The organism is Sphingomonas sp. CCH15-F11 (genome assembly GCF_001557005.1).
Classification (GTDB): Bacteria; Pseudomonadota; Alphaproteobacteria; order Sphingomonadales; family Sphingomonadaceae; genus Sphingomonas.
Genome location: NZ_LSKG01000143.1, coordinates 29,140 through 53,660 on the forward strand (window position 1 = coordinate 29,140; position 24,521 = coordinate 53,660).

Here is a 24,521-nt window from a genome sequence, read left to right on the forward strand (position 1 = left end):
TTTCCGCGATCGTCGGGCAGGACGAGATGAAGTTCGCCCTGCTGATGAGCGCGGTCGACCCCAAGATAGGGGGCGTGATGGTGTTTGGCGACCGCGGCACGGGCAAGTCGACCGCGGTGCGCGCGCTGGCCGCGTTGCTGCCGCCGATTCCGGCGAGCGACGCGGGGTTTCAGGACGGCAGCCCGAAAAAGGGCAAGGTGCCGGTGCCGTTTATCGACCTGCCGCTGGGCGCGACCGAGGACCGCGTCGTCGGCGCGCTCGACCTGGAGCGCGCGCTGGGCGAGGGGGTCAAGGCGTTCGAGCCGGGGCTGCTCGCCCGCGCGCACGGCGGGTTCCTCTATATCGACGAAATCAACCTGCTTGAGGACCATATCGTCGACCTGCTGCTCGACGTCGCGGCATCGGGCGAGAATCTGGTCGAGCGCGAGGGGTTGAGCGTGCGCCACCCGGCGCGCTTCGTGCTGATCGGCAGCGGCAATCCTGAGGAAGGCGAGCTGCGCCCGCAATTGCTCGACCGCTTCGGCCTGGCGGTCGAGGTGCGCACGCCCACCGCCATTCCCGACCGGGTCGAGATTTTGAAGCGCTGCGATGCGTTCGAGCGCGATCCCGCCGGCTTCACCGCCGCCTGGGACAAGGCGGAGCGCAAGACGCTGCGCCGCATCGCCAAGGGGCGCGAGCGGCTGGGCGCGGTGACGATGCCCGACGCGATCCTGGCGCGCGCGGCGATGATCTGTGGCGCGGTCGGCGTCGATGGCCTGCGCGGCGAACTGACGCTGATGCGCGCGGCGCGGGCGTTTGCGGCGATCGAGGGCGCGGATGAAGTGCGCGAGAGCCACCTCGATCGAGTCGCGCCGATGGCGCTCCGGCACCGGCTGCGCCGCAATCCGCTGGACGACACCGGGTCGACGGTGCGCATCGAACGCGCGCTCGGCGAACTGGCGGCGGCATGACCCCGGCGGGCGACGTGTCGCCCGTGGCGGAGATTGATCCCATTGCCGATGCGCTGCTCGCCGCGCGATTGTGCGCGGTCGATCCGATGCTGGGGGGCATGGTGCTGCGCGGGGCGTCGCATGAACTGGCGGAGGGCATCGTCGCGGCGGTGCGCGCCGGGCTGGGCGCGGATGCGCCGGTGCGCCGGGTGCCGGGCAATGTCGATCTCGACCGGCTGATCGGCGGGCTGGACCTGGGCAGCACGCTGGCGTTCGGCCGGCCGGTGGCGCAGCGCGGGTTGCTGGCGGAGGCGGCGGGCGGTGTGGTCGTGCTGCCGATGGCCGAACGTGCCGCGGACAATGTGGTCAGCCAGATCGCGGTGGTCATCGATACCGGCGACGTCGTGCTGGAGCGCGACGGCATGGCGTCGCGCACGCCCGCGCGCTTCGTCACGATTGCGCTGGACGAGGGGCAGGGCGATGAGCGCGTCGCGCCCGCGCTGACCGAGCGGCTGGCGTTTGCCTTCGACGTCGTTGGCGTTCGCAGTCATTCACCCTTCCCCTGCAGGGGAGGGGAAGGGGGCGGACGCGCGCCACAAGCGCTGCGCCAGATGGACAGCCCCCACCCCAACCCCTCCCCTGAAGGGGCGGGGCTCAGCGAAATTGGCCGCGCTGCAGGCCGCTCAGTTGTATGGTGGGTCGGCGCGGTCGCGATAGGCGACGCGCAGGTCGAGGCATTGGCCGGCATCGCCGCGGCGCTGGGTGTCGCCTCGATCCGTGCGCCGATCTTCGCCCTCAGGGCAGCGCGCGCGCTGGCGCGGCTGGACGGTCGAGCTGTGGTGAGCGACGATGACGTCGCGCTCGCCGTGCGGCTGGTGCTGGTGCCGCGCGCGACGCGGCTGCCGGACACGCCCGAAGCGGAACCGGCCGAACCCGATGCGCCCTCGCCGCCGCCAGAGTCTTCCGATCGCCCCGCCGACGAGAGCCAGGATGCGCAGCAGCCGCAAAAGCTCGACGATGTCGTGCTCGACGCGGTGCTGGCCCAGCTGCCCCCCGACATGCTGGCGGCGATTGCCGAGGGGAACCAGGCGCGCGGCAAGGCGGGCGCGGGCGGCGCGGGCGAGCGGCGGCGCTCCCCGACGCGCGGACGGCCGGTCGGCACGCGCGCGGGCATCCCGCGTCATGGGTTGCGTCTCAGCCTGATCGATACGATCCGCGCGGCGGCGCCGTGGCAGCGGCTGCGTGGGCGCGACGATGCGCGCGTGCGTATCCGCAAGGACGACCTGCGCATCCGCCGGTTCGAAACGCGCGCGGAAGCGACGACGATCTTTGCGGTCGATGCGTCGGGATCGGCGGCGCTCGCCCGGCTGGCCGAGGCCAAGGGCGCGGTCGAGCTGATGCTGGGCGAAGCCTATGTGAAGCGGGCGCAGGTCGCGCTGGTCGCGTTCCGGGGCGAGGGGGCGGAGCTGCTGCTGCCGCCGACCCGGTCGCTGGCGCGCGCGCGCCGGGCGCTGGGCGAGCTGCCCGGCGGGGGCGGCACGCCGATCGCGGCCGGGCTGCACGCCGCGCTCGAACTGGCGCAAGCGGCGAAGGCGCGCGGGCGCACGCCATTCGTCGTCGTGCTGACCGACGGCCGCGCTAACGTGACGCTGGCCGGTCTGGGCGACCGTACGCGCGCGCAGGCAGAGGCGCAGGCGGCGGCGCGGATGATTGCCGAGGCGGGCGTGGCGGGCGCGTTCGTCGACATCTCGCCACGGCCCCGGCCGGAGGGGGCGCTGCTCGCGGCTGCCATGCGTGCGCGCTATCTGGCGCTGCCGCGTGCCGATGCGCGAGAGATGCACCGCGCGGTCAAGGCGGTGCAGGCATGACGCTGCGCTTCGATCGCGACGGCCGCGACTGGCCCCACCGCGACGCCAGCCGTTTCGTGAACCTCGGGCGGCTGCGCTGGCACGTCCAGACGATGGGCGAGGGCCCGGTCGTCCTGTTGCTCCACGGCACAGGCGCGGCCACGCACAGCTGGCGCGGGGTGATGCCGCTGCTGGCGGAGCACTTCACCGTCATTGCGATGGACCTGCCCGGCCACGGCTTCACGACCGGGCGGCCGGCGGGTGGGCTTGCAATGCCGGCGATGGCGCGCGCGGTCGCCGACCTGCTCACCGCGTTGCAGGTTCAGCCTGTGGCGGTCATCGGCCATTCGGCGGGCGCGGCGATCGGGGTGCGGCTGGCGATTGACGGATGGGTCGCCCCGCGCGCGGTGATCGGGCTGAACGCCGCGCTGCTGCCCTTTCCGGGGCTCGCCGCGCGCATCTTTCCGACGCTGGCCAAGCTGCTCTTCGCCAACCCCTTCGCGCCCTATATCTTCTCGCGGATCGCGCAGGGGCCGGGTGAGGTTGCGCGGTTCTTGCTGCGCAGCACGGGATCGACGATCGATGCGGAGGGTGTTGCGCTGTACACGCGGCTGTTCAGCGACCCCGGCCATTGCGGCGCAGCGATCGCGATGATGGCCGAATGGGACCTGGAAGCGTTCGCGGCACGGCTGCCCGCCCTTTCGGTGCCGCTGAACCTGCTCCACGGCGATCGCGATGCCGCGATCCCGGCGCGCACGATGGCCGAGGTGGCGGCGATGGTGCCCGGCACGCGCACCGAGCTGCTCGACGGGCTGGGCCATCTGGCGCATGAGGAAGCACCGGCGCGGGTGGTCGAACGCATCCGCGTCGCGCTGGCGGACGTAACTATGTCAGCCACAGAATGACCCGTTGCTCGACTGCGCTCGAAACGAACGGAACAAGGGGAATAGGAGCCGGCCTATGCATTCAAACCTCTACGGCCTGATCGAGCTGATCTTCACCGGCGGCGTCGTGCTTGCGTTTCTCGGCTGGCAATATTGGTCGGTCAATCGCGAGATCGCCAGGGACAAGCGGAAGGCGAAGCCGCCCACGCCGGAGGGCGACGCCTGAGTTGATCTTCGGTTGGCGGATTGTCCCTACGCCTGAAGCGGAGTGCGTGCCGGACAGGCCCCACCCCAACCCCTCCCCTGAAGGGGAGGGGCTTGACGAGCCAAACTTGTCACAAGTTTCAACCGTCACCCCGGACTTGATCCGGGGTCTCGCTGCTTGACCTGCCGCAGGAAATAGCGGGACTCCGGATCAAGTCCGGGGTGACGGCCAGCTTATGACCACCGGCGTCAGAATAACGCGCGCGGCATCCGGTAAGGCAGCATGGTCTGGATGACCGGGTTGGCGAAGCGGGTGAGCGACAGGCTCTCATGCACCGCGAATGCGTCCTCTCCGAACAGCCGGGTGTGCAGGCCCGAGCGCGCGTAGAATGGCGCGTCGATCCAGGTGCGCCGCACGCGGGCGCCGTCGCCGCCGTCGCTGCGCGTGCGCCGGTCGACCAGCCAGCCTGTGCGCGGCAGGCGCTGGCTCGGCGGCGCTTCGACATCGCGCCATCGGCCCTGTCCGTCGCACAGCAGCGCCAGGTCGAAGGGCCGACCGTCGCGGCGCACGCCTTCATAGATGACCGCGACGTCGCGCTTCAGGTGCGCGCGCGACCAGTGCCAGTCGCGAAACCCCGCCTCCAGCGGCTCATCGCCGAAATTGCTGTCGAAATAGCCGGGGCCGGACCAGCTGACGCCGGGACGGTCCATGGTCACCTCGACGCGCGCGCGCGGGCTGACCGGGTGCCAGCGATGCCGCGCGTCGGGATCGAGCGCAAAGGCGGTGGTCGCGATCATCTCGGGCCACAGCCGGATGCGTCCGCGAACGCGATAGGGCAGGGGCGCCGACCATTCGTCGATGTCGATGGTCAGGCAGTCGCCGTCCCACCGCATCGCACTGGGCCCGACCTGAAAATGGTCGGCACTGCGGTCGACCCGCCCGACCCCGCGCTCCGTCATCGCCCAGGCCCCCGCGCGCGGGCCGTTCATCGCGATGTTGATCGCGCAGTGATTGTCGGGCCGGCCGCGCCCGGTGAGCTTGTAGTAAGGGGAGAAGACGCTGCCGACAAAGGCGATAATCGTCAGCCCGTACTGCCCGTCGTCACTGTTCGCGTCGATGTACCACCAGGCATAGCCCTGGGCATCGACCGCGACGTCGAAGCGCGGTCCTTGCGCCAGCAATCGACGGCAAGGCTGGCGGACAGGGCGGCCATCGGCAGGCCCGCGCCCGGGTGCGTGCTGCCGCCCGCGCAATAGAGCCCAGGGATCCTGGTCCGGCTCCCCTGGCGCCGGAAGGACGCCGCCCAGCCGTGCGAGGCCCGTCCATAAAGGGCTCCACCCGTCGACGGGCACAGTTGCTCGAACTCGGTCGGGGTCAAAAGCCGGGTAGCTTCCGGCTGCAAATCGAGCGAAAGCCCGGCTTGCGACATCCGATTGCGCATCGCGTTCGTGCATTGGTCGATCTCCGACGGGGAAAAGCCGCCCCGGTCGCCGCGCGGCGGGGCATTGACGATGATCTGAAAGCGTTCGGCCGCGCCGTCCCGGGCGCAGGCACCGATGTCGTCGCGATCCTGTGCGCAGACATAGACGGTGGGGTCGCCCGCCAGCCGGTTGTGGCCCAGTGCGGTAAATTCGGCCGGATAGTCGTTGGAAAACAGGACATTGTGGCGAACCAGCGGGAATCCGGTTGCCGTGGCGCGCGCCAGCCAGACGAATGCGCCCAGCGATCGCGCCGCGGGAGGCACCGCGGCGACCGCGCCGGCGGCGGCGGGGCCGAACCGTCCGGCTGCGATCGCGGCGGGATCGGCGTTGCAGATGACGGCGCGCGCGGCGAGATGCTCGCCCGACGCCAGGCCGACGCCGCTCGCGCGGCCGTGCGCGACGGTGATCGCCGCCACCGGGCTGTCGTAGCGATAGGTGACGCCGAGCGACCGGCCCAGCGATTCGAGGGCGCGGGCAAGCGCGTGCATGCCACCGTCGATGAGCCACACGCCGCGGGCCTCGACATGCGCGATCAGCATCAGGGTGGCGGGACAGGCAAAGGGCGACGAGCCGCAATAGGTGGCGTAACGCCCGAACAACTGGCGCAGGCGTGAATCGCGGAAATAGCCGCCCAGCGCCTTCCACATCGATTCATAGGGCCTGAGGTTGAACGCGCTGGCCGGGCGATGGCGCGCGATTCGCCAGGTCAGCGTCAATGGATCGGTCTTCGGTGCGTGAAGGAAGCTCGGTTCGAGCGCGTCGAAGATGCGCTGGGCCTCGGCCCGAAAGGCGCGATAGCCGCGCGCTTCGCCGGCTCCCGCGAAATCGCCGATCGCCGCTTCGCTGGCGGCCGGATCCGCGAACAGGTCGAGCCGCGCGTCCGCGCCCCAGCCGTGCCGGGCGAGCAGTGCGGCGGGGCGTACGGTCAGGTAATCGTCGATCGACGCCCCGCATTCGGCGAAGATCGCGGCAAAGGTGTCGCGCAAGGTGAATACGGTCGGACCGGCATCGACGGCGTCGCCCGCCACATCGATCGCGCGCAGCTTGCCGCCCGGTCCCGCCTGCGTCTCGACCACGGTGACATGATCCCCCCGCGCGGCACAGAGCGCGGCCGCGACCAGCCCGCCCATGCCTGCGCCAATGATGATCACCCGATCCGCCATGTCGTGCCGGTCGCGTCCCTCCTGTGCGGCATCGCAGGTGCGGCCGACAGCCGCCCGGCGATGCGATCGCGATTGACCCGATGCTAACATGTGTCAAAACCGTTGGACATATGGTTTGTCCATTCCACGCGTCCGTCCTTGATCGGCGTGCGGGATCCGGCGGGTAAGGGGGGGCGGCGATGGCGTGGCGGACGCGCTGGATCATGTGGCGCAACGCCATGCTGGCAAGCCCGGGATTTCAGCGGTTCGCGGCGCGGTTTCCGATCACCCGCCCCGTTGCGCGGGCCAAGGCGCGCGCGCTGTTCGACCTGGTCGCCGGCTTCACCTATTCGCAGACGCTGGCGGCGGTCATTGAAACCGGCTGGCTCGACCGGCTGGCCGAAGCGCCCCGCGACGTCGAGTCGCTCGCCGGGCAGGCCGACCTGTCGACCGAAGGCGCCGAGCGACTGTTGAAGGCCGCGGCGGCGATCGGCCTGACCGAGCGCCTGAATGACGGACGCTGGACGCTGGGCCAGGCGGGCGCGGCGCTGCGCGGCAATGCCGGGATCGCGGAGATGGTGCGCCACCATCACCATCTTTATGCCGACCTGGCTGATCCGCTGGCACTGCTGCGACGCGGCGGCGCGGGCGAATTGTCGGAATATTGGCGTTATGCGCGCGCCACGGGCACCGGCAGCGCACAGGAGGTCGCCGAATATTCCGCGCTGATGGCGGCGTCGCAACCTATGGTCGCCGATCAGGTGATCGACGCCTATCGATTCGGCCGCCATCGGCGGGTGATGGATGTGGGGGGCGGCGAGGGCGCGTTCCTGGCCCGGCTGGCGGCGCGAGTCGACGGGCCGGAACTCGCGCTGTTCGACCTGCCGTCGGTCGTCGACCGCGCGGCGGCGCGGCTGGCGTCGGCAGGTGTGGCGGACCGGGTGCGACTCCATCGCGGCAGCTTCCTTGCCGATCCCCTGCCGCAAGGTGCCGACTGCATCACGCTGGTCCGCATCCTGCACGATCACGACGATGAACCTGCACAGCAATTGCTGCGCAATGTTCATGCAGCACTGCCCGCCGGGGGACGGGTGGTCATCGCCGAACCGATGGCCGATACGCCATCGGCCCGCGCCATGGGGGACGCCTATTTCGGCTGGTATCTCCTGGCCATGGGATCCGGCCGTCCACGCCCGGCACGCGAAATCAAGGCGATGCTGGCCGCAAGTGGTTTCACGCAAATACGGCGCATTCAAACCGCAATGCCGGTCACAGCTTCTATGATCATTGCTTCGCGGTAACGATCCAAGCGTAAAGTCAGATTGACAATCACTACTGTCCAGCTAGACTGACACTTATCGGGAAACCCACTGGGGGTTCCTATAATTGGGGAGAGCGCCATGAAAGCGCTTGCAGTGATATTGGAGGCGCCGGAGCGCCTGTCAGTACGCCCCCTTGACCTCGACCCGATGGGCTGCGGCGACGTCCGGGTCGAAATCGCCTATAGCGGCGTCAGCTCGGGCACCGAGAAGCTGTTGTGGACCGGTCGGATGCCGACCTTTCCTGGGATGGGCTATCCGCTGGTCCCGGGATATGAATCGGTCGGCCGCGTCGTCGACGCCGGGGCTGATGTGCGCGCGCGGATCGGCGAATGGGTCTTCGTGCCGGGTGCGACCTGTTACAGCCGGGCCCGCGGCCTTTTCGGCGGCAGTGCCTCCACCGTCATCCTGCCTTCTGCGCGGGCGATGCCCGTCGCCGAATCGCTGGGCAGCGATGGCGTGCTGATCGCGCTCGCGGCGACCGCCTATCATGCCATCGCGGCGGGCAGCACGCCCGAGCTGATCGTCGGGCACGGCGTGCTCGGCGCGCTGACCGCGCGGATCGCGATCGCCTGTGGTGCCGACAAGCCGACCGTGTGGGAAACCCGCGCCGACCGGCGCGACGCGCTGGATTATGACGTCATCCACCCCGATGCCGACGCGCGCCGCGACTATCGCGCGATCATCGATGCCAGCGGTGACGGCGCCGGGCTCGACGGCCTGATCGGGCGGCTGGCCAAGGGGGGCGAGATCGTCCTTGCCGGCTTCTACGATCGCCTGAGCTTCGCCTTTCCGCCCGCCTTCATGCGCGAGGCGCGGCTGCGCATCTCCGCCGAATTCACGCCCGCCGACATCGCCGCGGTGACCCGCTTGATCGATTGCGGGCTGCTCGAGCTCGATGGACTGATCAGCCACATCCGCCCCGCGACGCAGGCCGACCAGGCCTATCCCGCAGCCTTTACCGACCCTGAGTGCCGCAAGATGGTGCTCGACTGGAGAACCCAATGAGCATGCTCGATCCGGGCCAGCTGCGCGAGGAAGCGTCGCACGAGCCCGATCCCGTTCCCAGCGGTCCGGTGACCAAGGAAACCCAGATCATTGCGATCTATGGCAAGGGCGGGTCGGGCAAGTCCTTCGCGCTGGCCAATCTCTCCTACATGATGGCGCAGCAAGGCAAGCGCGTGCTGCTGATCGGCTGTGATCCGAAGAGCGATACGACCAGCCTTTTGTTCGGCGGAAAGTCGACCCCGACGATCATCGAAACCTCTTCGGCGAAGAAGCTGGCGGGCGAGGAAATCGGCATCGAGGATGTCTGTTTCCAGCGTGACGGCGTGTTCGCGATGGAATTGGGCGGCCCGGAGGTCGGTCGCGGCTGCGGCGGACGCGGAATCATCCACGGGTTCGAGACGCTGGAAAAGCTGGGCTTCCACGAATGGGGCTTCGACTATGTCCTGCTCGACTTCTTGGGCGACGTGGTGTGCGGCGGCTTCGGCCTGCCGATCGCGCGGGACATGTGCCAGAAGGTGATCGTCGTCGCGTCGAACGACCTGCAGTCGCTCTACGTCGCCAACAATGTCTGCAAGGCGGTCGAGTATTTCCGCAAGATGGGCGGCAATGTCGGCGTCGCCGGCATGATCATCAACAAGGATGACGGCACCGGCGAGGCGCAGGCTTTTGCCCAGGCGATCGGCATCCCGACGCTCTGCGCGATCCCCGCCAATGAGGACATCCGCCGCAAATCGGCGAATTACCAGATCATCGGTACCCCCGACAGCGAATGGGGCTCGCTGTTCGCCGATCTGGCCAAGAACGTCGCGGAAGCGCCCCCGGTTCAGCCGCGGCCGCTGGACCAGGACGGGCTGCTCGGCCTGTTCAAGCCCGAGGATACCGGCGGCAACGTGACGCTGCGCCCCGCCACCCAGGCGGACATGCGCGGCAAACCGTTCGTCACCAAGCCCAGCCTCGAAGTCGTGTACGACGCGGTTTGACCGGCATGACCGCCCCCGCATCCAACGCCTCGCGCACTCCGGATCGCATCGCGGTCGAGGGGGGATGTGCCAGCGGTGAAACGCTGCGCGGCGGCGGTGCAGGCGGGCAAGTCGGACGTGCTCACCCGTTATGCACAGGATTATCCACAGGGCCCGCATGATCAGCCGCAATCGATGTGCCCGGCATTCGGCAGTCTGCGCGTCGGCCTGCGCATGCGGCGGACCGCGACCGTGCTCTCCGGCTCGGCCTGCTGCGTCTACGGCCTGACCTTCACCAGCCATTTCTATGGCGCGCGACGCAGCGTCGGCTATGTCCCGTTCAGCTCGGAGACGCTCGTCACCGGCAAGCTGTTCGAGGACATCAAGGAAGCCGTCGAGAACCTCGCCGACCCGGCGCTCTACGACACCATCGTCGTCACCAATTTGTGCGTGCCGACCGCGAGCGGCGTGCCGCTGCAGCTGTTGCCCGACCAGATCAACGGTGTGCGGATCATCGGCATCGACGTGCCGGGATTCGGCGTGCCGACCCATGCCGAGGCCAAGGACGTCCTGGCCGGCGCCATGCTGAATTATGCGCGGACCGAGGCCGAGGCCGGCCCGGTTGCCGCGCCCCGCGAACGATCGGACCGGCCGACGGTGACTCTCCTGGGTGAGATGTTCCCCGCCGACCCACCGGGTATCGGCTTGATGCTGGAACCCCTGGGCCTTGCGGCCGGCCCGGTCGTCCCGACCCGCGAATGGCGCGAGCTCTATGCCGCGCTCGACTGCGCGGCGGTGGCGGCGATCCATCCCTTCTACACCGCCAGCGTGCGCGAGTTCGAAGCGGCGGGACGCAGCGTCGTCGGGTCGGCGCCGGTGGGCGTCGACGGCACCGCCGCCTGGCTCGACGCGATCGGTGCAGCCTGTGGCATTGCACAGGACAAGGTCGACGCGGCCAAGAACCGCTTCCTGCCCGCGATCCAGGCCGCGCTCGCCGCGCGTCCGATCAAGGGGCGGATCACGGTGTCGGGCTATGAAGGTTCGGAACTGCTGGTCGCGCGCCTGCTGATCGAAAGCGGCGCGGACGTGCCCTATGTCGGCACCGCCTGCCCGCGCACCCGCTGGTCGGACCCCGATCGCGAGTGGCTGGAAGCCCGGGGCGTGCGCATCCAGTATCGCGCCAGCCTGGAGCAGGACATCGCGGCGGTCGAGGAACATCGCCCCGACCTGGCGATCGGCACGACGCCGGTGGTGCAGCACGCGAAGTCAAGCTCGATCCCCTCGCTCTATTTCACCAACCTCATCTCGGCGCGGCCGCTGATGGGTCCGGCGGGTGCGGGCAGCCTGGCGACCGTGGTCAATGCGGCGCTGGGCAACCAAGCGCGCTTCGACCGGATGACTGCGTTCTTCGAGGGTGTGGGCGCCGGCGATGCCGCGGGGGTATGGGAAACCACCCCGGCGGATCACTCGGATTTCAAGGCGAAATACGCCGCCCGCCGGATCGCGGCCGCGAAGGCGGTCGAGGCGGTGGGCGTATGACCTACATCATCGATCATGACCGTGCGGGCGGCTATTGGGGCGCGGTTTACGCCTTTACCGCGATCAAGGGGCTTCAGGTCATCATCGACGGGCCGGTGGGCTGCGAGAACCTGCCCGTCACCTCGGTGCTCCACTATACCGACGCGCTGCCGCCGCACGAGTTGCCGATCGTCGTCACCGGCCTGTCCGAACAGGAACTGGGCCGCGACGGCACCGAAGGCGCAATGCGCCGGGCGTGGAAGACGCTGGACCCCGATCTGCCCGCCGTCGTCGTCACCGGGTCGATCGCCGAGATGATCGGCGGCGGGGTCACGCCGGAGGGGACCAACGTCGTCCGGTTCCTGCCGCGCACCATCGACGAGGACCAGTGGCAAGCCGCCGATCGCGCGCTGACCTGGCTGTGGACCCAGTTCGGGCCCAAAAAGGTGCCCGCCCTGCGCCCGCGCAAGGACGGCGCAAAGCCCAAGGTCAACCTGATCGGGCCGATGTACGGCACCTTCAACATGCCGAGCGATCTGGCGGAGATCCGCCGGCTGGTCGAGGGCATCGGGGCGGAGATCAACCTGGTCTTTCCGCTGGGCAGCCACCTGGCCGACATCCGCAAGCTCGGCGATGCCGAGGTCAATGTCTGCATGTATCGCGAGTTCGGCCGCAACCTCTGCGAGACGCTGGAGCGGCCCTATCTGCAGGCGCCGATCGGGCTTGAATCCACGACCCTGTTCCTGCGCAAGCTGGGCGAGCTGACCGGGCTTGATCCCGAGCCGTTCATCGAGCGCGAGAAGCACACGACGATCAAGCCGCTGTGGGACCTGTGGCGCTCGGTCACCCAGGATTTCTTCGGCACCGCGAGCTTCGGGATCGTCGCGACCGAAACCTATGCCCGCGGCATTCGCAAGTTCCTGGAGGAGGACATGGGGCTGCCCTGCACCTTCGCCTATGGGCGGACGGCGGGCGTCAAGACCGACAATCAGTCGGTCAAACAGGCGATTGCAACCAACCCCCCGCTGGTCCTGTTCGGCAGCTTCAACGAACGAATGTACATGGCCGAGGCGGGCGGGCGCGGCGTCTATGTGCCGGCCAGCTTTCCGGGCGCGGTGATCCGCCGCCACACCGGCACGCCCTTCATGGGCTATGCGGGCGCGACCTATCTGATCCAGGAAGTGTGCAATGCGCTGTTCGATGCGCTGTTCCACATCCTGCCGCTCGCGGGCCAGCTTGACCAGGTCGATGCGACGCCGGCGCGCAACCTGGCCGAAATCGGCTGGGATGATGCGGCAAAGGCCGGTCTGGACGCGGCAGTCGAGCGCGAGCCGGTGCTGGTCCGCATTTCCGCCGCCAAGCGCATCCGCGACGCCGCCGAACGCGCGGCGCGCCGCGCCGGCCAGTCCGTCGTCACCGAACAGCTGCTGTCACAGGCGCTGACCGAAAGCCGCGTCGCATGAGCGCGCGCAGCCTTTTCCGCCCCGCGCCCGACCGGGTGCTGGCGGTCCACCAATCGCGGCGGGACAGCATCCGCCGTGATGACTGGGAGCACGTTCCGGGCTCCCCTCCTCGTCCGAATATTTGGAGACGAACGACATGAGCGACCACAGAGACGAAAGGATGGGGCCAGGAACCTACCTGACCCCAGAAGAAGCCAAGGAGTTCCACAAGCTGTTCATCAGCAGCTTCATCGGCTTCACGGTTATCGCCATCATCGCGCACTTCCTGGTGTGGAGCTGGCGGCCGTGGATTCCCGGCCCCAACGGCTACGCGATGATTTCTGACGGCGTTGCCGTGGCGCAAGCCACGATCACCGCCTTCCTGGCATAAGAAGGAGGACCACATCATGTGGAGAATGTGGCTGATATTCGACCCCCGGCGCACGCTTGTTGCGCTCGCGGTCTTCCTGTTCGTGCTGGCCCTGCTGATTCACTTCATCCTGCTCAGCACGGACCGGTTCAACTGGCTTGACGGCGGTCCGGCGACGCCGGCCGTTGCCGAAGCTCCGGCGGCGGTCACTCCCTAGCATCGGGGAAATACGCCCCCGCGCCATCCGGACAGCATCGGGCGCGGGGACGAAACAGGGCGGGCGGGGCTGGCGCGACCAGCCTCGCCTCACCTGGACGACGAAAACTGCAACCGACATCGACGCCGGCCCAGGGGGGCCCGAGCGCGGAGGATTGGGTCATGGCACTGCTGAGCTTCGAGCGAAAATACCGGGTCAGGGGAGGCACCCTGATCGGCGGTGACTTGTTCGACTTCTGGGTCGGACCCTTTTATGTCGGCTTTTTCGGCGTCACCGGCGCGATTTGTTCGCTGCTGGGCACCTTGCTGATCTTTTACGCAGCCTCGCTGGGTCCGACCTGGAACCCTTGGCTGATCTCGATCGCGCCGCCGGATCTCAGCTATGGCCTGGCGCTGGCGCCGCTGCGCGAGGGCGGCTTCTGGCAGGTCATCACGATCTGCGCGATCGGCGCCTTTGTCTCCTGGGCGCTGCGCGAGGTCGAAATCTGCCGCAAGCTCGGCATGGGCTATCACGTGCCGATCGCCTTTGGCGTCGCGATCTTCGCCTATATCAGCCTGGTGGTGATCCGCCCCGTGCTGATGGGTGCATGGGGCCACGGCTTTCCCTACGGGATTTTCAGCCACCTCGACTGGGTGTCGAACACCGGCTACCAGTATCTGCACTTCCACTATAACCCCGCGCACATGCTGGCGGTGAGCTTCTTCTTCACCACCACGCTCGCGCTGTCGCTGCACGGCGCGCTCGTCCTGTCGGCGGTCAACGTGCCCAAGGGCGGTGAGGTGAAATCGCCCGAATATGAGGACGCGTTCTTCCGCGACACGATCGGCTATTCGGTCGGCACGCTCGGCATCCACCGCGTCGGCCTGTTCCTGGCGCTGTCGGCGGGCTTCTGGAGCGCGGTGTGCATCATCATCTCAGGACCGCTGTGGACCCGTGGCTGGCCCGAATGGTGGACCTGGTGGCTCAACCTGCCGATCTGGGCTTGAGAGGGATAACGATCATGGCACGCTACCAAAACCTCTTCACGCAAGTTCAGCTGCGCGCGCCGCCGGAATTCGGCCCGCCGATGACCGACGCGACCTTCACCCGCACCGGCATGCCCAGCTACAATTACTGGATGGGCAAGTTCGGCAACGCCCAGATCGGCCCGATCTACCTCGGCCGGCTCGGCATCGCCTCGCTCATCTGCGGCTTCCTGGCCTTTGAGATCATCGGCCTCAACATGTGGGCGTCGGTCAACTGGGATCCGATCCAGTTCGTCCGCCAGCTGTTCTGGCTGGCGCTCGAGCCGCCCGGGCCCGAATATGGCGTCAGCCCGTTCGTCCCGCTGGCCGAAGGCGGCTGGTGGCTGATCGCCGGTTTCTTCCTGACATCAAGCGTCCTGTTGTGGTGGGCACGCACCTATATCCGGGCGCGCGCGCTCGGCATGGGCACCCACGTCGCCTGGGCCTTCCTGTCGGCGATCTTCCTCTTCCTCGTGCTCGGCTTCATCCGGCCGTTGCTGATGGGAAGCTGGTCGGAAGCGGTGCCGTTCGGCATCTTTCCGCACCTCGACTGGACGGCTGCGTTCTCGATCCGGTACGGCAACCTGTTCTATAACCCGTTCCATGCGCTTTCGATCGCCTTCCTCTATGGTTCGACGCTGCTGTTCGCGATGCACGGCGCGACGATCCTGGCGACCGGTCGGTACGGCGCCGAACGCGAGATCGAGCAGATCATCGATCGCGGCACCGCTGCCGAGCGCGGCGCGCTGTTCTGGCGCTGGACCATGGGCTTCAACGCCACGATGGAATCGATCCACCGCTGGGCATGGTGGTTCGCCGTGCTGACCACGCTGACCGGAGGCCTGGGCATCCTGTTGACCGGTACCGTCGTCGACAACTGGTACCTGTGGGCGATCGAGCGCGGCTATGCCGCCGAATATCCCCCGACCGGCGTGGTTGATCCCGCCACGTTGCCTGGAGCACCGCAATGAGCAGCAGCATGAGGCTTTATGCCACCCTGGCGGCCGGCGCGGGCCTGAGCCTCGCGCTCGGGGCCTGCGACCTGGGGCCGAAGAAGATCACGCAGACCGGCTATCGCGGCACGGGCATGGCGCAGGTGGTGGACGTGAACAACGTCAAGCCAGCGGCGGTCATTCCCGACGATCCCTATCCGCTGCCCGCGGACGAGGGCCCGTCGGCAGCCGAAACCTATCAGAATGTCCAGGTGCTCGGCGACTTGTCGGCCGAACGCTTCAACCACCTGATGGCGCAGATCACCCAGTGGGTCGCGCCGCCCGAACAGGGGTGCAATTACTGTCACAACCCCGAGAATCTGGCGTCGGACGAGAAATATACCAAGAACGTCGCACGGCAGATGCTGGTGATGACGCGGTCGATCAACACCAACTGGCAAAGCCATGTGAAGGAAACCGGCGTCACCTGTTACACCTGCCATCGCGGCAACGCGATCCCGGCATATGTCTGGGCGAGCGGCGACAATCCGTCGGGCGGCATCCGTGGCAACAAGCGGGGGCAGAACACGCCGGCGGCGCAGGTAGGCTATGCCTCGCTGCCCTATGACCCCTATTCGATGTATCTCCAGGGCGACCAGAACTCGCGCGTCAACAACACCGGCATCTATCCGGTGGCCGGGGGCAAATCGGTCAAGCAGGCCGAGGCGAGCTATGCGATCATGATGCATCTCTCGACCGCGCTGGGGGTCAACTGCACCTTCTGCCACAATACCGACTCGTTCCAGTCGTGGAGCAACAGCCGGCCGCAGCGCGCGCTCGCCTGGTACGGCATACGCATGGTGCGCGAGATCAACAACCAGCATCTCAATCCGCTGGCGCCGATCATGCCCGCCAATCGCAAGGGGCCGAACGGCGACTCGCTCAAGGTCAACTGCCTGACCTGTCACCAGGGGGTCAACAAGCCGCTTGGCGGGGTGAGCATGCTGCCGAGCGCGCCGACGCTGCGCGTCACCCCGGCGCTGCTCGAACGCTACAAGGGCTATGTGGCGGGCTCGACGCCGATGGCGGAGGCCGCCCCGGCGGCGTCACCCACGGAACCGGCCACTGACTCGACCGTGGCGGAAGCACCCGCTGACGCGGCTCCGGCCGAGGCGCCTGCCGCGACTGAATAAGGAACGCAGGATAACCCCCCGACCGGCGGTCGGGGGCAGCGGAGGGGCGCGATGGACAATTTGACCGCGCGCAGTCACCCGCTTCGCGCCAGCCTTTCGGCCGAGATGCACGTGCGGCGGCTGCCCCGCTTCACCTCGCCCTGCCGGCTCGTCCAGGTCGTCGCGCTGCTCGGCGAGCATAGCTCGCGCCCCAGCCGCGCCTATGTCGCGGCGATCGCCCGGCGCCATGGCCATCGCGTGCTCGACGGGTCGCGTTATGAAGTATTGCCGATCGGCGATGGCGTAACGCTGGTGTGGGAGGGGCATACCGAGTTCGCGAGCATCACGCTGGTGCGCGAAGGCGCATTCGACCATCCGTTCGAGACCACGGCCTTTGGCGAAGAGGCCGCAGCAATCATTGCGGAAATGCCGGGCCAGGTCATCCGCGCGACCCAGATCGCGATCGCCGCCAGGGACACGCCGCTACCCGATCGGGACATGCTGGCGCAGTGGTTCGAGCCGAGCGCGCTGACCGTATGCACCGTCGCCGACGGCAAGGCGCGGATCATGTCCGATTTCATGCTGCATCCTGACGGCTATGGCCGTCTGCTCGTTGCCGACCTGTCGCTTGAGGGCGACGAGGCCGCGCAGATGGTGGTGCGGCTCCAGGAACTCGGCAACTATCGCAACATGGCGCTCCTCGGCCTGCCGATCGCGCAGAAGCTGACGACCGAGGTATCGGCGCTCGAACAGCGCCTGTCGGTGCTGACCCACGAAGTGTCGGAGCGCGCATCGAGCGACGACGGGCTGCTCGACGAGCTGACTTTCGTGTCGGCCGAGCTGGCGCGGATCGTGGCGTCGACGCGCTATCGCATGTCGGCGACGCGCGCCTATGCGGAGCTGAGCCTGGAGCGTCTGCGCAGCCTGCATGTCGGGGCGGTGCGCGGCTACCAGACGCTGGCGGACTTCACCGAGCGGCGGCTGACGCCGGCGGTGCGAACGTGCGAGAGTTTCGTGCGGCGGCTCGAGGATCTGCAGCAGCGCGCGGCGTGGACCAGCTCGCTGCTGCGCACGCGCATCGACATTGCGCTCGCCAAGCAGAATCGCGACCTGCTCGCGTCGATGGACCAGCGCACCCGGTTGCAGCTGCGCCTGCAGCAGGCGGTCGAGGGGCTGTCGGTGGTGGCGATCAGCTATTACCTGATCGCGCTGCTCGCCTATGTCATCTATCCGCTGACGGGCGAGAAGACGAAGCCGCTAGTGATGGCGGGGCTGGTCCCGATCGTCATGCTGTTCGTATGGTGGTCGGCGCGTCGATTGCGGGCGCATCTGGCGGAGTGACGCCGGTTTCGACGGGGTCTTGAATCACGCGAAGGCGCGAAGGCGCGAAGTAAAGGTTGTTTTCACGCAGAGACGCGGAGGGCGCGGAGGCCATCTTCGTCGCCCCGGCGCAGGCCAGGGCCGCTATCCATTTATACGCTAGGTCGTGAACCCATAAGCGTTCGAGTGCGGATTGTCAGCGCGGCGAGCCAGGGCTAGTCTAGTGCCATGTGGGATGGCCTGAGCACAACGACGCTAGCCGCTTTAGCAGTTGTGGCGATAGTGGTTGGGGCTGGGCTCGGCCTTCTGCCGCGCTCGCGGTGGCGTTTCACTCTGATCGGCATCTGGTCGGCGGCTCCCGTCATACTTGTTCTCTGGGCTACGGGCATGACAGCAGTAGACATGCGCTCATTCGATCTGCCGATGTCTCTCGGCTTTGCCGCGGTGTTTACGCTCATTCTACTGCCACCCTGGGCGTGGCTGACGTTGCTCCCGTTCAACTTGGTTCGTCGGTATCGCGAGATACAGCGCTGGCAAATGTAAACTCCATCCTTCCCTAACACCGCTTGCCGTGATTCAAGCTCGGCATTAGCCGATATGATCTGACCGACTTCGAGTGGCGCGTGATCGAGCCGCTGCTGCCCAACAAGCCGAGAGGCGTTCCGCGCGTTGACGATCGTCGCGTGCTGAACGGCATCTTCTGGGTGCTGCGATCGGGGGCACCGTGGCGCGATCTGCCGGAGCGCTATGGCCCGCGCACCACCTGCTACAATCGCTTCGTTCGCTGGCGGAAGGCGGGCGTATGGGACCGACTGATGGACGCCATCACCGCCGCCCACGAAGGCGACATCCAGATGATCGACAGCACCTCCGTTCGCGCCCACCAGCAGGCCGCGACGGCAAAAATGGGGGTGCAGATCACTGTCCCGGTCGATCGCGCGGCGGGCTCACGACCAAGATCCACGTCGTCGTCGATGCGCAGGGGCTCCCGATCCGGCTCGGCCTGGCGGCAGGTCAGACCCATGACGGCCAGATCGCTGACCGGCTGCTCGACCACCTCGGGCCACGCACCATCGTGCTGGCGGACAAGGCATACGATGCCGACCGCATCCGCGACCTGATCCAGGACCAGGGCGCGACGCCCAACATCCCGCCTAAGAGCAATCGGCGCTGGAAGCCCTGCTTCAGCAAGCGGCTCTACCGTGAGCGCAACCTCATCGAGCGGTTCTTCTCGAAGCTGAAACACTTCCGCCGCGTTGCCACCCGCTACGACAAGCTCGCTGCCAACTTCCTCGCGATGGTCCAGCTCGCCTCAATGCGGCTGTGGCTTCGCGCTTATGAGTCTACGGCCTAGTCCCAAGCGGCTCGGCCTGGTGCCCGTTCACCCAACGGCCCCGGCCTTCGCCGGGGCGACGCACATATTCTCCGCGCCCTCTGCGCCTCTGCGAGAACCTAGACTTCGCGCCTTCGCGCCTTCGCGTGAACCCCTTTTCAGGGGTCCAACGCGATCTCGCGCACCTTCAGGCCGCCATTTCGCGGCGTGCCAGTTCGCAGTGCGACCAGATCTCGCTCAGCGCGCGAACCAGCTTGTCGACGTCGCCGTCGCTGTGGACCGGCGACGGGGTGAGGCGCAGCCGTTCGGTGCCGACGGGCACGGTCGGGTAGTTGATCGGCTGGACATAGATGCCGTGATGCTCGAGCAGCCAGTCGCTGATCATCTTGCACTTCTTGGCATCGCCGACCATCACCGGAATGATGTGGCTGGGGTTGTCGATCGTCGGGATGCCCAGCGCGGACAGGCGGCGGCGGACATAAGCGACGCGCTCCTGATGCGCCTCGCGCTCGGCGGAGCTCGCCTTGAGATGGCGGATGCTGGCGGTTGCCCCGGCGGCCAGGCCCGGTGGCAGTGCGGTCGAGAAGATGAAGCCCGAGGCAAAGCTGCGCACGAAGTCGCACAATGCGTGCGACGCCGCGATATAGCCGCCCATCACCCCGAACGCCTTGCCCAGCGTGCCTTCGATCACGGTGATCCGGTCCATCAGCCCTTCGCGTTCGGCGATGCCGCCGCCGCGCGGACCATAGAGGCCGACGGCGTGGACTTCGTCGATATAGCTCATCGCGTCATGGGCTTCGCACACGTCCAGGATTTCGGCGATCGGCGCGATGTCGCCGTCCATCGAATACACGCTTTCGAATGCGACCAGCTTGGGCCGGCCGGGCTCGATCGCGGCCAGGCGGCGGTTCAGATCCTCGGGATCGTTATGGCGGAACACCTGGCGTTCGGCGCGGCTGTGGCGAATGCCCTCGATCATCGAGGCATGGTTGAGCGCGTCCGACAGCACGACGCAGTTCGGCAGCCGCGCCGCCAGCGTGCCGAGCGCGGCCCAGTTGGAGACATAGCCCGAGGTGAACAGCAGCGCCGCTTCCTTGCCGTGCAGGTCAGCGAGCTCGCGCTCCAGCACGACATGGGCATGCGTCGTGCCCGAAATGTTGCGCGTGCCGCCGGCGCCGGCGCCGCATCTGTCGATCGTCTCGTGCATGGCGCTCAGCACGTCGGGGTGCTGGCCCATGCCCAGATAGTCGTTCGAGCACCACACCGTCACGTCGCTGATGTCGCCGTCGACATGCCGGTGCGCGTGGGGGAAGTTGCCGGCCTTTCGCTCCAGCTCGGCGAAGATGCGATAGCGCCCGTCTTCGCGCAGCACATCGAGCTCGCCCTGGAAGAATGCCTCGTAGTTCATGCGTGCCTCCCCACCTTATTCACTTTTGGCCGGTACGACGACCGGCGGTTTCGACGCTGAAAACCAGCGCCACATTGCCCCGTCGCGCAGCGGCAGGACCAGAAACAGATGCTCGACCACGCCCAGCACGGCCAGGCCGGCGAGCAGCGTGCAGGTGATCGCCATGCCCCCCGACGCGCTTTCCGCCGCCAGCCAGGCCCAGACGGCGATCCCGGTGCCGCCCACGATCGAGAAGGGGTAGAGCCAGTTGATCGGCCGTGCCCCGAAATAGCTTTTGAGATAGGCGAGATGCGCCGGAAAAATCTCGTCGGACAGGTTGGCGACGCCCAGATACAGGTTGAGCTTGGCCGACAGCCGCATGCCGAACAGCAGCGCAAAGGTGAGCGCGGCGGCCTGATTGGGCTGGCCCCAGCTCAGCGCGACCAGCGCCAGCAGATTGGCGGCGAGCGCAATCTCGTGATGGATGACGGTGCCGGTCGCCAGGCGAAAGCGCGCCCATCCGGTCGTGCCCGGCGGGCAGGGCAGGCGGTTCGGTCCGGCGACGAAGCCCATCAGGAACCCCATCTCGTGCCAGCCCCAGATCAGGATCGCGCATGAAAAGCCGATATAGGCGGCGGACGGCGACGCATCGCCCGCGCTCCACCCCGCGACCGCCATCGCCGCCAGCGCGACCAGCCCGGCCAGCCGGAAACTGGTGCGGAACGTCGCGCGCGGGCGGCTGTCCAGCCACACGACCGCGCCGGTGCCGACGAACCACATGAACAGCGCAAAGAGGAGCGGGGGCAGGCTCACCAGGCCGGGACCAGACGCGTTTGTGCCGGCAACTCGTTGCGCCGCGTGCGATGGAGATAAAGCCGGACAAAACCGGTCGCCGCCGACGCGACGCCGGTCACGCGCTTGAACGCGCCGGCGATGCCGCCCTGCGCGCGGCCCTCGTCAATCCGCGCCGCCGCCCGCCGCATCGCTTCGAGGCCGGCGCGGAAGCCCGGCGCATCGGTATCGAGCACCACCGGAAATACCTGGCGCGTGATTTCGGAGCAGGTGCGAAACACCTGGAGGTCATATTCGGTCGGATCGACGCCCAGCCCCTTGTGGAACTCCGGCCGGTTATGGTCGCGCACATACATGGTGGCGTAGACCGCGACGAGGAAGAAGCGGATCCACAGCTTGTTGTGTCCGGCCAGCAGCTTGGGGTCGGCGCGCATCAGCAGCGCGAATGCCTCGCCATGGCGGAACTCGTCGTTGCACCATTCCTCGAACCAGTTGAAGATCGGGTGGAAGCGCAGCTCCGGGTGACGCGCCAGGTGGCGGTAGATGGTGATGTAGCGCGCATAGCCGATCTTTTCGGACAGATAGGTCGCGTAGAAGATGAACTTCGGCCGGAAATAATGATATTTCTTGGCCTTGGTCAGGAAGCCCAGGTCGACGCCGATCCCCGCATCCTTGAGCGTGTCGTTGATGAAGCCGGCATGGCGGCTCTCGTCGCGGCTCATCAGGCGCATCAATTGCTTGATGTCGGGATTCTTCACCCGCTTGGCGATTTCGGCATAGAGGATGCAGCCCGAGAACTCCGACGTCATCGAGCTGACCAGGAAATCCACGAACTCCTCGCGCAGGCCGTCGGGCAGCGTTTCGATGACCCCGTTGAAGGCTTCGGTGCGCTTGAAATGCCGCTTGTTGGGGTCGGCGACCATCTCGGCGATCAGCGCGTCCCATTCGGCGCGCACCGACGAGACGTCGAGCCGGTCCATCGCGTCGAAATCGGTGGTGTAGAAGCGCGGCGACAACACCGTGTTCTCGGTGGCGATCGCCAGCGTGTCGGGGGCATGGCCCGGGGCGGGCGTGATCGGGCTGATGGCGTTCATGATGCGCTCCGCGGGGAAAAGCTGACTTCGTAGAGCTCGGTCATCTCGAAATGACCGACGAAACGGGTCCACAGACGCTCGATCGCGGTGGCGCGCTCCACCGTCGCGGTGCGGCGAAAGCTGCCGCCCGTGCCGAACGGGACGATGATCGGATCGCCATGGACGATGACGCGGTCGCCCGGATTGATGGCGATGTCGCCGTCCAGCTCGACATGCGCGTGAAACGCCTCGTCATGATGCTCGATGTCGATGCGACACGGCGTATCGAAACGGGCGCGCGCGAACATCATTTGGCCTCCGGGGCGAGCAGCGCCATGAACGCGGCGCGATTGTCGATGCCGAAGCCGTTGAGCTCGACGCTGCGTCCCGTCGCGGTGTCGGTCAGCGACAGGCCGCCATTGGCCCAGGCGGCGAGGACGAACGGCGTGTCGGGACCCAGGCCGCGCATCCGCCGGTCACGGGCAAAGCCGCGCATGACGCCGCGGATGAAGCCAGAATTGCTGCCGCGCGGCAACAACGTGACCCGGCCATCGGCACGCGTGATCGCCACGCCGCCATCTTCGCGGTCGGCGAAGCGCAGCGTCTGCGACGTGACCATCGGGACATGCGCGGCGGCGCGCTCCGCGACCGGCGACGCCGCGGGCGGCAGGCCGATCATGCGCACCGTCACCGTCGCCACCAGGGTGAAGGCGACCAGCGCGCCGGCCAGGATCAGGGCACCCTGCGGGACGGTGTTTTCGTGGCTGTGCGTGGTCATGCCGCCGCCGCCTCGCCAAACCCGCCATGGCCGGCCGTGCTGCCGGCAACGCCCATGATGCCCTGCGGCGGCGTGATCTGCCCGCTCGGCACCGCGGTCAGGCACTGGCGCGCGATCATCGCGCCGATACGCTCGGCATCCCCGACCGCGCGCAGCGTCGGCTGGGGCCGGTTGATGTGCCAGGCTCGCGCGTGCGGCCACAGGGTCGCATAACCGAGCAGCGGCGCGCCCTTCAGCTTGAGCGCGATGTCGCCGGTGCCGTCGGGGCGCGGGGCGAAATCGACCGCCTCGATCATCGCGAGCGGCAGGTTGATGCACTTGGGCAGGGCCACGCCGATCCGCAGGACGAGCCGCTTGTCGGTCAGCGTATAGACCGTGGTGCGCGCCGATGCCCAGGCGAGCAGCGCCAGCACCGCGACGCCCAGCACGCCGGCGGTCGCGGTCATCGCGGTGCCTGTCACGCCGCCGGTCATCGCGGCGACGATCACGAGCACCGCGAAGTAACCGCCGACCAGCCGCGTGTGAAAGGCGGTGCGGGCGAGCGCGCGCCATTGCGGCCGGCCGCGCCACAGGATGCGCTCGCCCGGCGGCAGCAGCCCCGGCAGTCCGGGGATCGGCTCGCCCTCATACTCGCTCACAGGAACGGCTCCTGCCGCGCCGGCGTCGCATAGAGATAGCCGCCGCCGAAATAGGCCGACACGCGCTCTTCCTCGTACAGGGTGATCGTGCCGTTCGCGCCGGCTTCCGGGGCGTTGGCGAACTGCGCGGCGGTGATCGCGTCAATGACGACGCGGCCGCGCTTGCGCTCGATCGTCGCCATGAACATCGGTGCCAGCACCGATCGGCCGCTGTCGGCCAGCGCGACCTCGAGATAGCGGATCAGGCGGTCGGCCTTGTCGATCCATACCTCCCCAACCGTGCCGGCGACCTTGCCGTCCGCGCCGACGACCGGCATGCCACGCGGATCGGGATCGTTCTTGACGATCCAGAACTCGCTCGCCGCGCCCAGCGGCACGATGCGCGGATGGCCTTCCCAGTCGACATCGGGACGCTTGGCGCGATCGGCGTAGGCGGCGGGGCCGACACCGTCGACCAGCGGGTCACCGGTCGGGACATAGGGCGCGCCGGGGAAGCGTTCAAAGCGCCGCGCGGCGATGTCGACGGGTTCGCGGCCGTGCGCCGGGGCCTGCGTCGTGCCATGGCCGAAGGGCAGCTTGAAATATTTGGTGTCGCCGTGGAGCAGCGGGCCGCCCAGCGTGTCGAGCCGGCCGGTCATCTCGTCCTCGAGCGGGAAACCCTCGCGTCGGTCCTCGCGGCGCAGATAGATGATCAGCCCCACGAAAAAGAGGAAAAAGGCGTTGAGCGTGATCAGCGCAACGTCGATGTGCTCGTTGATTTGAACGTCCATT

General features: G+C 67.8%; 24 protein-coding genes and 1 pseudogene. 16 read left to right on the forward strand and 9 right to left on the reverse strand.

Annotation, left to right across the window (positions count from 1 at the left end):
* Positions 1–26: 26 nt before the first annotated feature.
* The 4 genes from AX709_RS14240 to AX709_RS18700 are packed head-to-tail and all read left to right on the forward strand — an operon-like array spanning position 27 to position 3,886.
* Positions 27–950, forward strand: a complete 924-nt coding sequence (locus AX709_RS14240) for an ATP-binding protein (protein ID WP_231726074.1) — start codon at positions 27–29, stop codon at positions 948–950.
* Positions 947–2,797 carry a magnesium chelatase subunit D gene (locus AX709_RS14245; protein ID WP_066550337.1) on the forward strand — a complete coding sequence of 617 codons (1,851 nt, stop codon included), beginning with the start codon at positions 947–949 and terminating at the stop codon, positions 2,795–2,797. The genes AX709_RS14240 and AX709_RS14245 overlap by 4 nt, the downstream gene beginning before the upstream one ends.
* A complete protein-coding gene (bchO, locus tag AX709_RS14250; protein ID WP_066550339.1) occupies positions 2,794–3,681 on the forward strand; it encodes an alpha/beta fold hydrolase BchO in 888 nt (295 codons plus the stop codon). The genes AX709_RS14245 and bchO overlap by 4 nt, the downstream gene beginning before the upstream one ends.
* Positions 3,682–3,736: 55 nt before the next feature.
* Positions 3,737–3,886 carry a hypothetical protein gene (locus AX709_RS18700; RefSeq protein ID WP_156454282.1) on the forward strand — a complete coding sequence of 50 codons (150 nt, stop codon included), beginning with the start codon at positions 3,737–3,739 and terminating at the stop codon, positions 3,884–3,886.
* Between the two features lie 227 nt (positions 3,887–4,113).
* On the opposite strand, the gene AX709_RS14255 is transcribed toward AX709_RS18700, so the two are convergent.
* Together AX709_RS14255 and crtD are read right to left on the reverse strand one after the other, a co-directional pair.
* Positions 4,114–5,046, reverse strand: a complete 933-nt coding sequence (locus tag AX709_RS14255) for a hydratase (RefSeq protein WP_231727536.1) — start codon at positions 5,044–5,046, stop codon at positions 4,114–4,116.
* Positions 4,947–6,509, reverse strand: a complete 1,563-nt coding sequence (crtD, locus tag AX709_RS14260) for a 1-hydroxycarotenoid 3,4-desaturase CrtD (protein WP_066550528.1) — start codon at positions 6,507–6,509, stop codon at positions 4,947–4,949. The genes AX709_RS14255 and crtD overlap by 100 nt, the downstream gene beginning before the upstream one ends.
* A 179-nt stretch (positions 6,510–6,688) precedes the next feature.
* Between crtD and AX709_RS14265 the strand changes: the two genes are divergently transcribed.
* The 12 genes and pseudogenes from AX709_RS14265 (at position 6,689) to AX709_RS18325 (ending at position 19,103) form a co-directional block, all read left to right on the forward strand.
* The gene (locus AX709_RS14265; RefSeq protein WP_066550342.1) at positions 6,689–7,789 is read left to right on the forward strand and encodes a methyltransferase; all 1,101 of its coding nucleotides are present in this window, start codon (positions 6,689–6,691) and stop codon (positions 7,787–7,789) included.
* Positions 7,790–7,888: 99 nt separating this feature from the next.
* Complete coding sequence (bchC, locus tag AX709_RS14270) at positions 7,889–8,815, forward strand: chlorophyll synthesis pathway protein BchC (RefSeq protein ID WP_066550345.1); 927 nt, start codon at positions 7,889–7,891, stop codon at positions 8,813–8,815.
* A complete protein-coding gene (locus AX709_RS14275) occupies positions 8,812–9,795 on the forward strand; it encodes a chlorophyllide a reductase iron protein subunit X (protein ID WP_066550348.1) in 984 nt (327 codons plus the stop codon). Before bchC ends, AX709_RS14275 begins: the two co-directional genes overlap by 4 nt.
* Positions 9,796–9,870: 75 nt before the next feature.
* Positions 9,871–11,313, forward strand: coding sequence for a chlorophyllide a reductase subunit Y (gene bchY, locus AX709_RS14280; protein WP_231727537.1), 1,443 nt, complete (start codon positions 9,871–9,873; stop codon positions 11,311–11,313).
* Positions 11,310–12,755, forward strand: coding sequence for a chlorophyllide a reductase subunit Z (gene bchZ, locus AX709_RS14285; RefSeq protein ID WP_066482754.1), 1,446 nt, complete (start codon positions 11,310–11,312; stop codon positions 12,753–12,755). The genes bchY and bchZ overlap by 4 nt, the downstream gene beginning before the upstream one ends.
* Before the next feature lie 136 nt (positions 12,756–12,891).
* The gene (pufB, locus tag AX709_RS14290; protein ID WP_066482752.1) at positions 12,892–13,125 is read left to right on the forward strand and encodes a light-harvesting antenna LH1, beta subunit; all 234 of its coding nucleotides are present in this window, start codon (positions 12,892–12,894) and stop codon (positions 13,123–13,125) included.
* 16 nt (positions 13,126–13,141) lie between these two features.
* Entirely contained in the window at positions 13,142–13,321 is a 180-nt protein-coding gene (pufA, locus tag AX709_RS14295; protein ID WP_066482750.1) for a light-harvesting antenna LH1, alpha subunit, read from the forward strand.
* Between the two features lie 161 nt (positions 13,322–13,482).
* Positions 13,483–14,307 (forward strand): photosynthetic reaction center subunit L, encoded by an 825-nt coding sequence (gene pufL, locus AX709_RS14300; protein WP_066482749.1) that lies wholly within the window; start codon positions 13,483–13,485, stop codon positions 14,305–14,307.
* 14 nt (positions 14,308–14,321) lie between these two features.
* Complete coding sequence (pufM, locus tag AX709_RS14305) at positions 14,322–15,296, forward strand: photosynthetic reaction center subunit M (RefSeq protein WP_066482748.1); 975 nt, start codon at positions 14,322–14,324, stop codon at positions 15,294–15,296.
* Between the two features lie 8 nt (positions 15,297–15,304).
* A complete protein-coding gene (gene pufC, locus AX709_RS14310; protein ID WP_231727538.1) occupies positions 15,305–16,450 on the forward strand; it encodes a photosynthetic reaction center cytochrome PufC in 1,146 nt (381 codons plus the stop codon).
* Between the two features lie 51 nt (positions 16,451–16,501).
* Positions 16,502–17,770, forward strand: coding sequence for a DUF3422 family protein (locus tag AX709_RS14315; RefSeq protein WP_066482743.1), 1,269 nt, complete (start codon positions 16,502–16,504; stop codon positions 17,768–17,770).
* Positions 17,771–18,372: 602 nt separating this feature from the next.
* Positions 18,373–19,103: pseudogene (locus AX709_RS18325) on the forward strand (IS5 family transposase).
* A 166-nt stretch (positions 19,104–19,269) separates the two neighbouring features.
* Here AX709_RS18325 and hemA read toward each other — a convergent pair.
* The 7 genes from hemA to puhA are packed head-to-tail and all read right to left on the reverse strand — an operon-like array spanning position 19,270 to position 24,520.
* Positions 19,270–20,490, reverse strand: a complete 1,221-nt coding sequence (hemA, locus tag AX709_RS14335) for a 5-aminolevulinate synthase (protein ID WP_066482741.1) — start codon at positions 20,488–20,490, stop codon at positions 19,270–19,272.
* 15 nt (positions 20,491–20,505) lie between these two features.
* Entirely contained in the window at positions 20,506–21,282 is a 777-nt protein-coding gene (gene puhE, locus AX709_RS14340) for a putative photosynthetic complex assembly protein PuhE (protein ID WP_066550356.1), read from the reverse strand.
* Positions 21,279–22,355 (reverse strand): magnesium-protoporphyrin IX monomethyl ester (oxidative) cyclase, encoded by a 1,077-nt coding sequence (gene acsF / locus AX709_RS14345; protein ID WP_066482737.1) that lies wholly within the window; start codon positions 22,353–22,355, stop codon positions 21,279–21,281. The genes puhE and acsF overlap by 4 nt, the downstream gene beginning before the upstream one ends.
* A complete protein-coding gene (locus tag AX709_RS14350) occupies positions 22,352–22,645 on the reverse strand; it encodes a hypothetical protein (protein WP_197417176.1) in 294 nt (97 codons plus the stop codon). Before AX709_RS14350 ends, acsF begins: the two co-directional genes overlap by 4 nt.
* A complete protein-coding gene (gene puhC, locus AX709_RS14355; RefSeq protein ID WP_066482735.1) occupies positions 22,642–23,112 on the reverse strand; it encodes a photosynthetic complex assembly protein PuhC in 471 nt (156 codons plus the stop codon). The genes AX709_RS14350 and puhC overlap by 4 nt, the downstream gene beginning before the upstream one ends.
* Positions 23,109–23,750 carry a photosynthetic complex putative assembly protein PuhB gene (gene puhB / locus AX709_RS14360; protein WP_066550359.1) on the reverse strand — a complete coding sequence of 214 codons (642 nt, stop codon included), beginning with the start codon at positions 23,748–23,750 and terminating at the stop codon, positions 23,109–23,111. Before puhB ends, puhC begins: the two co-directional genes overlap by 4 nt.
* Entirely contained in the window at positions 23,747–24,520 is a 774-nt protein-coding gene (gene puhA, locus AX709_RS14365; protein WP_066550363.1) for a photosynthetic reaction center subunit H, read from the reverse strand. Before puhA ends, puhB begins: the two co-directional genes overlap by 4 nt.
* Between the last annotated feature and the right edge of the window lies 1 nt (position 24,521).

Excerpts from the sequence above, each read along its gene's own strand:
- AX709_RS14240 (WP_231726074.1), top strand. The coding sequence starts at position 27 with ATGAAGTTCGCCCTGCTGATGAGCGCGGTCGACCCCAAGATAGGGGGC.
- AX709_RS14245 (WP_066550337.1), top strand. The coding sequence starts at position 947 with ATGACCCCGGCGGGCGACGTGTCGCCCGTGGCGGAGATTGATCCCATT.
- bchO (WP_066550339.1), top strand. The coding sequence starts at position 2,794 with ATGACGCTGCGCTTCGATCGCGACGGCCGCGACTGGCCCCACCGCGAC.
- AX709_RS18700 (WP_156454282.1), top strand. The coding sequence starts at position 3,737 with ATGCATTCAAACCTCTACGGCCTGATCGAGCTGATCTTCACCGGCGGC.
- crtD (WP_066550528.1), bottom strand. The coding sequence starts at position 6,509 with ATGGCGGATCGGGTGATCATCATTGGCGCAGGCATGGGCGGGCTGGTC.
- AX709_RS14265 (WP_066550342.1), top strand. The coding sequence starts at position 6,689 with ATGGCGTGGCGGACGCGCTGGATCATGTGGCGCAACGCCATGCTGGCA.
- bchC (WP_066550345.1), top strand. The coding sequence starts at position 7,889 with ATGAAAGCGCTTGCAGTGATATTGGAGGCGCCGGAGCGCCTGTCAGTA.
- AX709_RS14275 (WP_066550348.1), top strand. The coding sequence starts at position 8,812 with ATGAGCATGCTCGATCCGGGCCAGCTGCGCGAGGAAGCGTCGCACGAG.
- bchZ (WP_066482754.1), top strand. The coding sequence starts at position 11,310 with ATGACCTACATCATCGATCATGACCGTGCGGGCGGCTATTGGGGCGCG.
- pufB (WP_066482752.1), top strand. The coding sequence starts at position 12,892 with ATGAGCGACCACAGAGACGAAAGGATGGGGCCAGGAACCTACCTGACC.
- pufA (WP_066482750.1), top strand. The coding sequence starts at position 13,142 with ATGTGGAGAATGTGGCTGATATTCGACCCCCGGCGCACGCTTGTTGCG.
- pufL (WP_066482749.1), top strand. The coding sequence starts at position 13,483 with ATGGCACTGCTGAGCTTCGAGCGAAAATACCGGGTCAGGGGAGGCACC.
- pufM (WP_066482748.1), top strand. The coding sequence starts at position 14,322 with ATGGCACGCTACCAAAACCTCTTCACGCAAGTTCAGCTGCGCGCGCCG.
- pufC (WP_231727538.1), top strand. The coding sequence starts at position 15,305 with ATGAGGCTTTATGCCACCCTGGCGGCCGGCGCGGGCCTGAGCCTCGCG.
- AX709_RS14315 (WP_066482743.1), top strand. The coding sequence starts at position 16,502 with ATGGACAATTTGACCGCGCGCAGTCACCCGCTTCGCGCCAGCCTTTCG.
- hemA (WP_066482741.1), bottom strand. The coding sequence starts at position 20,490 with ATGAACTACGAGGCATTCTTCCAGGGCGAGCTCGATGTGCTGCGCGAA.
- acsF (WP_066482737.1), bottom strand. The coding sequence starts at position 22,355 with ATGAACGCCATCAGCCCGATCACGCCCGCCCCGGGCCATGCCCCCGAC.
- AX709_RS14350 (WP_197417176.1), bottom strand. The coding sequence starts at position 22,645 with ATGATGTTCGCGCGCGCCCGTTTCGATACGCCGTGTCGCATCGACATC.
- puhC (WP_066482735.1), bottom strand. The coding sequence starts at position 23,112 with ATGACCACGCACAGCCACGAAAACACCGTCCCGCAGGGTGCCCTGATC.
- puhA (WP_066550363.1), bottom strand. The coding sequence starts at position 24,520 with ATGGACGTTCAAATCAACGAGCACATCGACGTTGCGCTGATCACGCTC.